The 13208-nt window shown below is 58.1% G+C and carries 10 protein-coding genes; all 10 read left to right on the forward strand.

Annotated features, from left to right (window positions below):
- Positions 1–8: 8 nt before the first annotated feature.
- The 10 genes from rseP to accA all read left to right on the forward strand — a co-directional run bounded on the left by rseP (position 9) and on the right by accA (position 13200).
- Positions 9–1361 (forward strand): sigma E protease regulator RseP, encoded by a 1353-nt coding sequence (gene rseP, locus ACOCLD_RS08635; protein ID WP_422911590.1) that lies wholly within the window; start codon positions 9–11, stop codon positions 1359–1361.
- An 89-nt stretch (positions 1362–1450) separates the two neighbouring features.
- Positions 1451–3811, forward strand: coding sequence for an outer membrane protein assembly factor BamA (gene bamA / locus ACOCLD_RS08640; RefSeq protein ID WP_422911591.1), 2361 nt, complete (start codon positions 1451–1453; stop codon positions 3809–3811).
- Between the two features lie 43 nt (positions 3812–3854).
- A complete protein-coding gene (locus ACOCLD_RS08645; protein ID WP_257777956.1) occupies positions 3855–4358 on the forward strand; it encodes an OmpH family outer membrane protein in 504 nt (167 codons plus the stop codon).
- A gap of 2 nt (positions 4359–4360) precedes the next feature.
- On the forward strand, positions 4361–5416 hold the full coding sequence (lpxD, locus tag ACOCLD_RS08650; RefSeq protein ID WP_422911592.1) for a UDP-3-O-(3-hydroxymyristoyl)glucosamine N-acyltransferase: 1056 nt from the start codon (positions 4361–4363) through the stop codon (positions 5414–5416).
- 47 nt (positions 5417–5463) lie between these two features.
- On the forward strand, positions 5464–5904 hold the full coding sequence (gene fabZ / locus ACOCLD_RS08655; protein WP_257777957.1) for a 3-hydroxyacyl-ACP dehydratase FabZ: 441 nt from the start codon (positions 5464–5466) through the stop codon (positions 5902–5904).
- Entirely contained in the window at positions 5901–6677 is a 777-nt protein-coding gene (lpxA, locus tag ACOCLD_RS08660; protein ID WP_422911593.1) for an acyl-ACP--UDP-N-acetylglucosamine O-acyltransferase, read from the forward strand. Before fabZ ends, lpxA begins: the two co-directional genes overlap by 4 nt.
- 3 nt (positions 6678–6680) lie before the next feature.
- The gene (lpxB, locus tag ACOCLD_RS08665; protein WP_422911594.1) at positions 6681–7814 is read left to right on the forward strand and encodes a lipid-A-disaccharide synthase; all 1134 of its coding nucleotides are present in this window, start codon (positions 6681–6683) and stop codon (positions 7812–7814) included.
- Positions 7814–8410, forward strand: coding sequence for a ribonuclease HII (rnhB, locus tag ACOCLD_RS08670; RefSeq protein WP_422911595.1), 597 nt, complete (start codon positions 7814–7816; stop codon positions 8408–8410). Before lpxB ends, rnhB begins: the two co-directional genes overlap by 1 nt.
- 154 nt (positions 8411–8564) lie before the next feature.
- Positions 8565–12083, forward strand: a complete 3519-nt coding sequence (gene dnaE / locus ACOCLD_RS08675; protein WP_422911596.1) for a DNA polymerase III subunit alpha — start codon at positions 8565–8567, stop codon at positions 12081–12083.
- Between the two features lie 166 nt (positions 12084–12249).
- Complete coding sequence (accA, locus tag ACOCLD_RS08680) at positions 12250–13200, forward strand: acetyl-CoA carboxylase carboxyl transferase subunit alpha (protein WP_422911597.1); 951 nt, start codon at positions 12250–12252, stop codon at positions 13198–13200.
- The last annotated feature ends 8 nt before the right edge of the window (positions 13201–13208 follow it).

The raw sequence follows: 13208 nt of genomic DNA on the forward strand, positions 1-13208 counted from the left end.
GAAGTTTGATGAGTGCGCTTTATATGTTGGTCGGCACCCTGGTTGCTCTGGGAGTGCTGGTAACCATTCACGAATATGGGCACTTCTGGGTTGCCCGTCGTTGTGGCGTCAAGGTGCTGCGGTTTTCCGTGGGTTTTGGCAGCCCGCTGTTGCGTTGGCATGATCGCCAGGGTACGGAATTTGTCGTGGCCGCCATCCCGCTGGGCGGCTACGTGAAAATGCTCGATGAGCGCGAAGGCAATGTGCCGCTTGAGTTGCTCGATCAATCCTTCAATCGCAAATCGGTACAGCAGCGTATCGCTATTGTGGCGGCGGGGCCGGTGGCGAACTTCCTTCTTGCGCTGCTGTTCTTCTGGGTGCTGGCGATGCTCGGTAGTCAGCAGGTGCGTCCGGTCATTGGCGCGGTTGAGGCGGGCAGCCTGGCGCAAACCGCGGGTCTGCAGGCTGGGCAGGAAATTGTTGCGATAAACGGTAAGCCGACCACTGGCTGGGCTGCGGTCAACCTGCAATTGGTCACGCGGCTGGGTGAGACGGGGCAGCTGGATGTGGCTGTGCGCGAGCCAGGCTCTTCTGTCGACAGCCTGCGGCGGATCGAGTTGGACAACTGGTTGCGTGGCGCTGATGAGCCAGATCCGATTGCCTCTTTAGGTATTCGGCCATGGCGTCCGGTACTGGAACCGGTGCTGGCGCAACTTGATCCAAAGGGGCCGGCATTTGCTGCTGGACTGAGGGAGGGTGACCGCCTTCTGGCGCTGAATGGTCAGGCGCTGGCTGATTGGCAGCAACTGGTCGACCAGGTGCGTGGTTTGCCGGGTAAAAGCATCACGCTGCAGATTGAGCGGCAAGGGCAGCAGCTGGATGTGCCGCTAACCCTGGCTGCGCGAGGCGAGGGGCAGGCACTCACCGGTTATATGGGGGCCGGCGTAGCGGGTGGTAAATGGCCGCCTTCGATGCTTCGTGAAGTCCGCTTTGGTCCACTGGAAGCGGTGGTCGAAGGGGCCCAAAATACCTGGGCAATGAGCGTTCTGACCCTTAATTCCCTGAAGAAAATGCTGTTTGGTGAGCTCTCGGTAAAAAACTTGAGCGGGCCGATAACCATTGCTAAAGTGGCGGGCGCTTCCGCTGAGTCGGGCTTGAGTGATTTCCTGAAATTCCTCGCCTACCTGAGCATTAGCCTGGGGGTTCTTAATCTGCTGCCCATCCCCGTGCTGGATGGGGGGCATCTGCTTTTTTATCTGGTCGAGTGGGTGCGTGGTCGTCCACTGTCGGAACGGGTACAGGGTTGGGGGATGCAGATCGGCATCAGCTTGGTGATTGGGGTCATGTTGCTTGCCTTGGTCAATGATCTGAGCCGCCTGTAACCGCTGCTGAATTACGCTCTCGGTATGTACAAGAAGTGTCGCGCTAAGCGGCAGATTTTTTATTGTCAGTTGGAATAAGAAAGGACTTCATGAAACGTCTGCTGCTACCTGCGGTGCTTGCCGCACTGATGATCACCGAAGTTCACGCCGAGTCCTTCACCATCTCCGATATTCGGGTAACCGGCTTGCAGCGGGTTTCCGCTGGTAGCGTATTCGGTGCCCTGCCGCTCAATGTGGGCGCTCAGGCCGATGACCGCGCGCTGGTCGAGGCGACCCGCGAGCTGTTCAAAACCGGTTTCTTTCAGGATATCCAGCTTGGTCGTGATGGTGACGTGCTGGTTATTACCGTCGTTGAGCGTCCATCGATTTCCAGCATCGAAATCGAAGGTAACAAGGCCATCAGCAGCGAAGACCTGCTCAAAGGTCTTAATCAATCGGGTCTGGCTGAAGGCGAGATTTTCCAGCGCGCGACCCTAGAAGGTGTGCGCAACGAGCTGCAGCGCCAGTACGTTGCCCAAGGTCGTTACTCTGCGGAAATCGAAGCCGAAGTAATCCCTCAGCCGCGTAACCGTGTGGCCCTGAAGATCAACATCAATGAAGGCTCGGTTGCTGCGATTCAACACATCAACGTGGTGGGCAATACCGTCTTCTCCGACGAGGACCTGATCGCCCTGTTCGAGCTGAAGACCACCAACTGGCTGTCCTTCTTCAAGAACGACGACAAGTATGCTCGCGAAAAGTTGTCCGGTGACTTGGAGCGCCTGCGTTCCTACTACCTGGACCGCGGCTATATCAACATGGATATCAGCTCGACCCAGGTATCCATTACTCCTGACAAGAAACACGTCTATGTCACCGTCAACGTCGACGAGGGTGAGAAGTACACCGTACGTGAGGTCAAACTCAGCGGTGAACTGAAAGTGCCGGAAGAAGAAGTCCGCGCGCTGCTGCTGGTTCAGGAAGGTCAAGTGTTTTCGCGTAAGGTGATGACCACCACCTCGGAGCTGGTTACCCGTCGTCTGGGTAACGAGGGTTATACCTTTGCCAACGTCAACGGCGTGCCGGAAGCACATGACGATGGCACCGTATCCATTACTTTCGTAGTCGACCCAGGCAAGCGTGCCTACGTCAATCGCATTAACTTCCGTGGCAATACCAAGTCGGAAGACGAAGTGTTGCGCCGTGAAATGCGTCAGATGGAAGGTGGCTGGGCATCGACTTACCTGATCGATCAGTCTAAGACCCGCCTGGAGCGTCTAGGCTACTTCAAGGAAGTCAACGTTGAAACGCCGCAAGTTCCGGGCACCGACGATCAGATTGACGTCAATTACAGTGTCGAAGAACAGGCGTCGGGTTCGATTACTGCCAGCGTGGGTTTTGCCCAGAACGCCGGTCTGATCCTGGGCGGTTCGATTACCCAGAACAACTTCCTCGGTACTGGTAACAAGGTCAGCCTTGGCCTGACCCGCAGTGAATACCAGAGCAACTACAACTTTGGCTTCGTTGATCCCTACTGGACACCAGACGGTGTCAGCCTGGGTTATAACGCGTTCTTCCGTGAAACCGATTACGAAGAACTGAATACCGATGTGTCCAGTTATGCGGTGGACAGTTACGGTGCTGGTGTGAGTATTGGTTACCCGATCAGTGATACCTCGCGCCTGACCTATGGTCTTACCATTCAAAATGACAGTATCAGCACTGGTGTATATACCGTTGATGAAATCTTCAACTTTATCGAGGCAGAAGGTGACAATTACCTTAACCTCAAGGCCTCGATTGGTTGGTCGGAGTCGACCTTGAACCGTGGTGTGTTGGCCAATCGTGGTCACTCACAAAGTTTGGTGTTTGAGACCACTGTGCCTGGCAGTGATCTGTCGTTCTTCAAGATTGACTACCGCGGCCAGATCTTCAAACCTTTGACTGATACTTATACATTGCGCTTCCACAGCCAACTAGGCTTTGGTGAAAGCTACGGCTCTACATCTGATCTGCCGTTCTATGAGCACTATTACGCGGGTGGTTTCAACTCGGTGCGAGGGTTCAAGGACAGCAGTCTGGGGCCTCGTAGTACACCGAGTCGTGGTCAGGCAGTTACTGGAAACAAAGGCACAGCATTTGACCCTGATCAGGATCCTTTGCCGTTCGGCGGCAACGTGCTGGTACAAGGTGGTGTAGAGCTGTTGTTCCCCATGCCCTTCGTTAAAGATCAGCGTTCGCTGCGTACTGCGCTGTTCTGGGATGTGGGTAATGTCTTCGACACCAACTGCGGCAAGACTCAGGCTGATTGCAACAATATCGATCCGGGGCAACTGGCCAGTTCCGTGGGTGTTGGTCTGACCTGGATCACCGCGTTGGGGCCGTTGAGTTTCAGTCTGGGCATGCCAATCCTCAAGCCGGATGATGCTGATACGCAGATCTTCCAGTTCTCTCTCGGTCAGACGTTCTAAGCGTCAGATTATTGAATACCAACAGTTTTGCAGGAGTTGCACCGTGCGTAAGTTGACTCAACTGGTTTTGCTAAGCGTTGCCATGCTGGCCACTCCGGCGTTTGCCGAAATGAAAGTGGCGGTATTGAACTATCAAATGGCGCTTCTGGAGTCTGATGCGGCCAAGCGTTATGCCGTCGATGCCGAGAAGAAATTCGGTCCACAACTGAACAAGCTGAAGACCCTGGAAAGCGATGCCAAGCGTATTCAGGATCGCCTGGTCAAAGATGGCGAGAAGATGCAGACCGCCGAGCGTGAGCGTCTGGAGCTTGAATTCAAGCAGAAAGCCCGTGACTTCCAATTCCAGTCCAAAGAACTGAACGAGTCCAAGGCTGTTGCTGACCGTGAGATGCTGAAGAAGCTCAAGCCGAACCTGGACAAAGCCGTGGAAGAAGTGATCAAGAACGGTAACTTCGACCTGGTGCTGGAGCGTGGTGCGGTGATTGATGTCAAACCTCAGTTCGACATCACTCGCCAGGTTATCGAGCGCATGAATCAGCTGCGCTGATCATGAGTGCAACGTATACCCTTGGCCAGTTGGCCGAGCGCTTGGGAGCCACCCTGCGTGGCTCTGCTGAGCAAACTGTCAGCGGCCTGGCGACCTTGCAGGAAGCCAGTGCTGAACAGTTGAGTTTTCTGGCCAATCCCCAGTACCGCAAGTACCTCTCCAGCAGCCAGGCGGGTGCAATCCTGCTGACGGCTGCGGATGCCGAAGGCTATGCCGGTAACGCTCTGATTGTGGCTAATCCCTATCTTGCTTATGCCGAACTTTCTCACTTGTTTGATCGCAAGCCGCGTGCTTTGGCAGGTGTGCATCCGACTGCGGTGGTAGCGGGCGACGCGCAGGTTGATGCCAGTGCCAGTATCGGTGCCTATGCGGTGATCGAGAGTGGTGCGCAGATCGCCGCTGGCGTCACCGTTGGCGCGCAGTGCGTGGTCGGTGCGCGCTCGGTCATTGGCGAGGGTGGCTGGCTCGCACCGCGAGTAACGTTGTATCACGATGTGCGGATCGGCAAACGTGTGGTGATTCAGTCTGGCGCAGTGATCGGCGGTGAAGGCTTCGGCTTTGCCAATGAGAAGGGCGTCTGGCAGAAAATTGCGCAGATCGGCGGTGTCACCATCGGTGATGACGTCGAGATCGGTGCTAATACCACGGTCGACCGAGGTGCCCTGTCGGACACGTTGATCGGTAATGGCGTGAAACTGGATAACCAGATCATGATCGCGCACAACGTGCAGATCGGTGACAACACGGCCATGGCCGGTTGCGCGGGGATTTCCGGCAGCACCAAGATCGGCAAGAACTGCATGATCGCCGGTGGTGTTGGCATGGTCGGGCACATCGAGGTGTGCGACAACGTATTCGTTACCGGTATGACCATGGTGACTCGCTCAATCACTGAACCGGGCTCCTATTCCTCGGGTACCGCCATGCAGCCGGCGGCTGAATGGCGCAAGAGTGCGGCACGCATTCGTCAATTGGATGACATGGCGCGTCGCCTGCAACAGTTGGAAAAGCAGCTGGCCACCGTGACCTCAGCTGCCGACACTTCATCTGATGCCTGAGCCGGTTTTGCCGGCTTCTCTTTTTTCTCTTACAGGCTTCTCTGCACATGATGGACATTAACCAGATTCGCGAATACTTGCCGCACCGCTATCCGTTCCTGCTGGTGGACCGGGTGGCAGAGCTGGACCTTGAGGGCAAGAGCATTCGGGCCTACAAGAATGTCAGCATCAATGAGCCATTCTTCAACGGCCACTTCCCGGAACACCCGATCATGCCGGGTGTGCTGATCATCGAAGCCATGGCCCAGGCCGCCGGTATTCTTGGTTTTAAGATGATGGACCTGAAGCCGGCGGACGGTACCCTGTATTACTTTGTCGGCTCCGACAAGCTACGCTTTCGTCAGCCGGTGGTACCGGGCGATCAGTTGATCCTCGAAGCCAAATACCTGAGTAACAAGCGCAGCATCTGGAAGTTCGAGTGCAAGGCCAGTGTCGACGGCAAAGAAGTCTGCTCGGCAGAAATCATCTGTGCGGAACGCAAGCTATGAGTTTGATTGACCCTCGCGCCATCATTGATCCCAGTGCCAAGCTGGCTGACGACGTTGTCGTTGGCCCTTGGTCGATAGTCGGGGCCGATGTGGAAATTGGCGAGGGTACAGTGATCGGCCCCCATGTGATCCTCAAGGGGCCGACCAAGATCGGTAAACACAACCGAATCTATCAGTTCTCCTCGGTGGGTGAAGACACCCCCGATCTCAAGTACCAGGGCGAGGCAACTCGCCTGGTCATTGGCGATCACAACGTGATTCGCGAGGGCGTGACCATCCACCGCGGTACTGTGCAGGATCGCAGTGAAACCACCATTGGTAATCACAATCTGATCATGGCCTACGCCCACGTTGGCCATGACAGTGTGATCGGTAATCACTGCATTCTGGTCAACAACACTGCGCTGGCTGGGCACGTGTGGGTGGACGACTGGGCGATTCTGTCCGGTTATACCCTGGTGCATCAGTTCTGCCGTATTGGCGCGCACAGCTTTTCCGGCATGGGCACGGCGATTGGCAAGGATGTGCCGGCCTTTGTTACCGTGTTTGGCAACCCGGCCGAAGCACGCAGCATGAACTTCGAAGGTATGCGTCGTCGTGGTTTCAGTGCTGAGGCAATTGCCGCCTTGCGTCGTGCTTACAAGATTGTCTATCGCCAGGGGCTTACGGTTGAGCAGGCGATGGCCGAGTTGGCCGAGTCGTCTGCAGAATTTCCCGAAGTCGCGATCTTCCGTGACTCCATCCAGGCTTCCAGCCGCGGCATTACCCGTTAATTTATGACAGACCTGATGCGTGTCGCGCTGGTCGCTGGCGAGGCGTCCGGCGATATTCTCGGTGCGGGCCTGATGCAGGCCCTCAAAGCCCAATACCCGCAGATCGAATTTATCGGTGTCGGTGGCCCGCTGATGCAGGCCCAGGGGCTGACCTCTTATTTTCCGATGGAGCGCCTGTCGGTCATGGGGCTGGTCGAAGTGCTCGGCCGTTTGCCTGAGCTGCTGTCGCGGCGTAAACGGCTGATCAACACCCTGATTACCGAAAAGCCGGATGTGTTTATCGGCATCGATGCGCCGGATTTCAACCTGACCCTGGAGCTCAAGCTGCGTCAGGCGGGCATCAAGACCGTGCATTACGTCAGCCCGTCCGTGTGGGCCTGGCGGCAGAAGCGTGTGCTGAAAATTCGTGAAGCCTGCGATCTGATGCTGACCCTGTTCCCTTTCGAGGCGCAGTTCTATCAGGATCATCAGGTGCCGGTGCGCTTTGTCGGCCACCCGTTGGCTGACACCATTCCGCAGCAGGCGGATCGCACTGCAGCCCGCGATGCGTTGAGCTTGTCCAACGATCAACCGGTTGTGGCCCTGTTGCCGGGCAGTCGCGGTGGCGAAGTGGCGCGTCTGGGCAGTCTGTTTCTTGATGCGGCGCTGCGCTTGCGCACCTTGCGCCCCGGTATCCAGTTCGTTCTGCCGTGCTCCAGTCCCGAGCGCCGTGCCCAGCTTGAACAGCTGCTGGTGGGCCGCGATCTGCCGTTGACTCTGCTCAATGGCCGTTCCCATGAGGCCTTGGCCGCCTGCGATGCGGTGTTGATCGCCTCCGGTACGGCAACCCTGGAAGCCTTGCTGTACAAGCGGCCGATGGTGGTGGCGTACAAGGTTGCGCCGTTGACCTACCGCATCCTCAAACGCCTGGTCACCAGTGCCTATATTTCCCTGCCGAACCTGCTGGCCGAGCGTTTGCTGGTGCCGGAAATGATTCAGGATGCGGCTACGCCAGAAGCATTGGCCCAATTACTGGCTCCGTTGCTGGATGGCGGCGAAGTGCAGACCGAGGGCTTTGATGTGATTCACCGCGCACTGCGCCGTGACGCATCGGTGCAGGCGGCCAAGGCCGTGCTGCAACTGGCAGGGCGCGGCTGATGCAGTTGGGGTTGGATTTCACCCTGGTGCAGGAACTGGTCGCCGGTGTCGATGAAGTCGGTCGCGGCCCACTCTGTGGTGCGGTGGTGACGGCTGCGGTAATTCTTGACCCGGCGCGGCCGATTCTCGGCCTCAACGACTCGAAAAAACTCACCGAGGCACGTCGCGAGCAGCTCTTCGACGAAATTCGCGAAAAAGCCCTGGCCTGGTGCATCGCCCGTGCAGAGGTCGAGGAAATCGACCAGCTAAATATCCTCCACGCCACCATGCTGGCCATGCAGCGTGCGGTCGAAGGTTTGAGTGTGACGCCCAAGCTGGCGCTGATCGATGGCAATCGCTGTCCGAAACTTCAGGTGCCCAGCGCCGCGGTGGTCAAGGGCGATAGTCAGGTGCCAGCGATTGCTGCGGCCTCAATCCTGGCCAAGGTCAGCCGGGATCGCGAGATGCAGCTACTGGATCAGCAATACCCCGGTTATGGTATCGCCGGGCACAAGGGTTATCCCACGGCTGTGCATCTGGATGCCTTGCGCCGTTTGGGGCCAACGCCGATTCATCGGCGCTCATTCGGTCCTGTACGTGCGCTGCTTGAGCAGTAGTTGGATCACGTCTTATCGGTTCACCAGCCCAGGCTCGGCAGATCTAGCGCTACATCCAGCCTACGCATAGATCCGCTGATCCACATGCTGTTGTTTGCACCATGGCCCGGTACAATCCGGGCCTTATCGTTTTTGTGTTTTGTATAGGACTGCCATGACTGCTTCCTTCGTCCACCTGCGTTTGCACACCGAGTTTTCCCTGGTCGATGGGCTGGTGCGGGTCAAACCACTGATCAAGTCAGTGGCGGCGGCGGGTATGCCGGCGGTAGCGGTCACCGATATGAGCAATATGTGCTCGTTGGTGAAGTTCTATAAGGCGGCCATGGGCGGTGGCATCAAACCGATCTGCGGTGCGGACATCTGGCTGGCCAGTGCCGAGGAAGACGGCCCGCTGAGCCGCCTGACCCTGTTGGCGATGAACGCCAAGGGCTATCGCAACCTCACCGAACTGGTCTCGCGCGGTTGGAGCGAAGGGCAGAGCAATGATTTGGTGATCATCCAGCGTGACTGGGTGAAAGAGGCGGCCGAGGGGCTGATTGCCCTGTCTGGCGCCAAGGAGGGCGAGGTTGGCCATGCCTTGCTCGATGGCGAGCAGGCTGCGGCCGAAGCGCTGCTGCAGGAATGGATGGCCGTTTTTCCCGAGCGCTTCTACCTGGAGGTGCAACGCACCAATCGGGTTAACGATGAAGAATACCTGCATGCAGCTGTAGCGCTGGCAGACAAGCTGGGTGCGCCGCTGGTCGCGACCAACGATGTACGTTTCCTTAAGCAAGACGACTTCGCCGCTCATGAAACCCGGGTATGTATCGGCGAGGGCCGCAGCCTGGATGACCCGCGCCGGCCGCGTACCTATTCCGATCAGCAGTACCTGAAAAGCCCGCAGGAAATGGCCGAGCTGTTCAGTGATCTGCCGGAGGCGCTGGAAAACACGGTCGAGATCGCCAAACGCTGCAACATCGAAGTGCAGCTGGGCAAATACTTCCTGCCGGACTTCCCCGTGCCCGCCGGCATGACCATGGATGATTACTTTCGCCAGGTGTCATTTGAGGGGCTGGAAGAGCGTCTTGAGGTCTTGTTGCCCAAGGACACCCCCGATTACGCGGCGAAAAAACAGGTCTATATCGACCGGCTGAATTTCGAGCTGGATATCATCATCCAGATGGGCTTCCCCGGTTACTTCCTGATTGTAATGGACTTCATCAAGTGGGCGAAGAACAACGGCGTGCCAGTGGGCCCTGGCCGTGGGTCGGGTGCCGGTTCGCTGGTGGCCTATGTACAGAAGATCACCGACCTTGATCCGTTGGCCTATGACCTGCTGTTCGAACGTTTCCTCAACCCGGAACGGGTCTCCATGCCCGACTTTGACGTCGACTTCTGCATGGACGGTCGCGACCGGGTAATCGACTACGTCGCCGAGAAATACGGCCGCAACGCGGTGAGCCAGATCATCACCTTCGGCACCATGGCGGCCAAGGCGGTGGTGCGCGACGTGGCGCGGGCTCAGGGCAAGTCCTACGGCCTGGCCGACCGCCTATCGAAGATGATTCCTTTCGAAGTCGGCATGACCCTGGAAAAAGCCTACGAGATGGAAGAGCCGCTGCGCGACTTCCTCAAGGTTGACGAGGACGCCCGGGAAATCTGGGAGATGTCGCTCAAGCTCGAAGGCATCTGCCGCGGCACCGGTAAGCACGCCGGTGGTGTGGTGATCGCGCCGACCAAACTTACCGACTTCTCGCCGATTGCCTGTGACGATGAAGGCGGCGGTCTGGTGACTCAGTTCGATAAGGATGATGTGGAGCAGGCCGGTCTGGTGAAGTTCGACTTCCTCGGCCTGCGTACCCTGACCATCATCAAATGGGCGATGGAGACCATCAATCGCGAGCAGGCCAAGCAGGGCTTGCCAGATTTGAACATCGATTTCATCCCGCTGGATGACAAGCCAACCTTCGCCATGTTGCAGAAGGCCGAAACCACCGCAGTGTTCCAGCTTGAATCGCGCGGCATGAAAGAGCTGATCAAGAAGCTCAAGCCCGACTGCCTGGAAGACATGATCGCTCTGGTGGCGCTGTTCCGCCCAGGCCCGCTGCAATCGGGCATGGTGGACGACTTTATCAACCGTAAGCACGGCCGCGAGCCGATTTCCTACCCGCATCAGGACTACCAGTACGCTGGCCTGGAGCCGGTGCTCAAACCCACCTACGGCATCATCCTGTACCAGGAGCAGGTGATGCAGATTGCCCAGGTGATGGCCGGCTACACCCTCGGCGGTGCGGACATGCTGCGTCGCGCCATGGGTAAGAAAAAACCCGAGGAAATGGCCAAGCAGCGCGGCGGCTTTATTGAAGGTTGTGCCAATAACGGCATTGATGCCGACCTGGCCGGCAACATCTTCGACCTGGTGGAAAAGTTCGCCGGTTATGGTTTCAACAAATCCCACTCCGCCGCCTATGGCCTGGTGTCCTACCAGACTGCCTGGCTCAAGGCGCACCATCCGGCGCCGTTTATGGCCGCGGTGCTCTCGGCGGATATGCACAACACCGACAAGGTGGTCACCCTGATCGAGGAATGCCGCAGCATGAAGCTGCGCCTCGATGCGCCGGACGTGAACATCTCCGAGTTCAAGTTCACGGTGAACAACGAGGGCTGGATCGTTTACGGCCTGGGTGCGATCAAGGGCGTGGGCGAGGGGCCGGTGGAGGCGATCGTCGAGGCGCGCGAGGCTGGTCCGTTCAAGGATCTGTTCGATTTCTGTGCGCGGGTTGACCTCAAACGCATCAACAAACGCACCCTGGAAGCGCTGATTCGCAGCGGTGCACTGGATCGCCTCGGCCCGCATTTCCATGAGGAGCTGAAAGCCTACAAGGCCGATATCGACCGTAACCGTGCGGTGCTGATGGCGGCGATGGAAGAGGCGGTACAGGCCGCCGAACAGACCGCGCGTAGCGCTGAAAGCGGGCACATGGACCTGTTTGGCGGGGTGTTTGCCGATGCCGAGGCGGATGTTTACCTCAATCACCTGCGCGCCCGTGAGCTGACGCTCAAGGAGCGGCTCAAGGGCGAGAAAGACACCCTCGGGCTTTACCTGACCGGTCACCCGATTGACGAATACGAGGGGGAAGTGCGGCGTTTTGCCCGCCAGCGCATCGTCGACCTCAAGGCGGCGCGTGGTGACCAGACGATTGCCGGGCTGGTGGTCAACCTGCGGGTGATGAAGAACAAGAAGGGCGACAAGATGGGTTTTATCACCCTTGACGACCGCTCCGGGCGCATCGAGGCCTCCCTGTTTGCTGAAGCCTTCAACAGTGCCCAAGCCTTGCTGCAGACCGATGCCCTGGTAGTGGTTGAAGGGGAGGTGAGCAACGATGACTTCTCCGGTGGCCTGCGCCTGCGGGCCAAACGGGTGATGAGCCTGGAGGAAGCGCGCACCGGTCTGGCGGATAGTCTGCGTCTGAAGGTCGCCAGCAGTGCGCTGCAGGGCGACCGTCTGCGCTGGTTGGCTGAACTGTGCGGTCGTCATCGCGGCGCGTGCCCGATCACTGTCGACTACAGCGGCAGTGAGGCCAAGGCGCAGCTGCAATTTGGCGATAACTGGCGTATCGAGCCGGCTGACAGTCTGATTCAAGCATTGCGTGACCAGTTCGGCCGCGACAACGTCTTTTTGCACTACCGCTGATTTGCGGGGCTGCGGCCTCGCCGGTTGGTCGTGATACGCCGCAATGTGCACGGAAAACTTTCCTGCCATTTCGGGTGTCGACCTGAATGCGCCCGCTGCTATATGGTAGGGCGCGATAACGGATACAGCTCCCGGCCACTTGGCCGTCGACGCAAGACGGATGACTATGAACCCGAATTTTCTCGATTTCGAACAGCCGATCGCCGACCTGCAAGCCAAGATCGAAGAGCTTCGCCTGGTCGGTAACGACAACTCGTTGAACATCACTGATGAAATCGCCCGCCTGCAGGACAAGAGCAGCGCGCTGACCGAAAGCATTTTCGGCAACCTCAGCAGCTGGCAGATCGCTCAGCTGGCGCGTCACCCGCGCCGCCCCTACACCCTGGATTATCTGCAGCACATCTTTACCGAATTTGACGAGCTGCACGGCGATCGTCATTTCTCCGACGACGCTGCTCTGGTCGGTGGTGTGGCGCGCCTGGATGGTCAGCCGGTAATGGTTATCGGGCACCAGAAAGGCCGTGAGATTCGTGAGAAGGTCCGCCGCAACTTTGGCATGCCGCGTCCGGAGGGCTACCGCAAGGCCTGCCGCCTGATGGAAATGGCCGAACGCTTCAAGATGCCGATCCTCACCTTTATCGATACGCCAGGTGCCTATCCGGGGATCGACGCGGAAGAACGTGGGCAGAGTGAGGCGATTGCCTGGAACCTGCGTGTCATGGCACGTCTGAAAACTCCGATCATCGCCACCGTGATCGGCGAGGGCGGCTCCGGCGGCGCACTGGCCATCGGCGTGTGCGACCAGCTCAACATGCTGCAGTACTCCACCTACTCGGTGATTTCGCCGGAAGGCTGTGCTTCGATTCTGTGGAAGACCGCCGAGAAGGCACCTGATGCAGCCGAAGCCATGGGCATTACGGCTGAACGCCTGAAAGGGCTGGGGATTGTCGATCAGGTCATCAGCGAGCCGCTGGGTGGCGCACACAGTGACCCGGCCGCTGCGGCTGAGTCGATTCGTCAGGCGCTACTGGCTCAGCTGAAAACCCTCAAGGGGCTTGATACCGATGCACTGCTCAAGCGTCGTTATGAGCGCCTGATGAGCTATGGCATTGCCTGATTGCTCAG

Origin of the sequence: Pseudomonas cimarronensis (genome assembly GCF_049331905.1) — a bacterium.
Classification (GTDB): Bacteria; Pseudomonadota; Gammaproteobacteria; order Pseudomonadales; family Pseudomonadaceae; genus Aquipseudomonas.

Coding starts and splice junctions, on each gene's coding strand:
- rseP (WP_422911590.1), top strand. CDS start 9: ATGAGTGCGCTTTATATGTTGGTCGGCACCCTGGTTGCTCTGGGAGTG.
- bamA (WP_422911591.1), top strand. CDS start 1,451: ATGAAACGTCTGCTGCTACCTGCGGTGCTTGCCGCACTGATGATCACC.
- lpxD (WP_422911592.1), top strand. CDS start 4,361: ATGAGTGCAACGTATACCCTTGGCCAGTTGGCCGAGCGCTTGGGAGCC.
- fabZ (WP_257777957.1), top strand. CDS start 5,464: ATGATGGACATTAACCAGATTCGCGAATACTTGCCGCACCGCTATCCG.
- lpxA (WP_422911593.1), top strand. CDS start 5,901: ATGAGTTTGATTGACCCTCGCGCCATCATTGATCCCAGTGCCAAGCTG.
- lpxB (WP_422911594.1), top strand. CDS start 6,681: ATGACAGACCTGATGCGTGTCGCGCTGGTCGCTGGCGAGGCGTCCGGC.
- rnhB (WP_422911595.1), top strand. CDS start 7,814: ATGCAGTTGGGGTTGGATTTCACCCTGGTGCAGGAACTGGTCGCCGGT.
- dnaE (WP_422911596.1), top strand. CDS start 8,565: ATGACTGCTTCCTTCGTCCACCTGCGTTTGCACACCGAGTTTTCCCTG.
- accA (WP_422911597.1), top strand. CDS start 12,250: ATGAACCCGAATTTTCTCGATTTCGAACAGCCGATCGCCGACCTGCAA.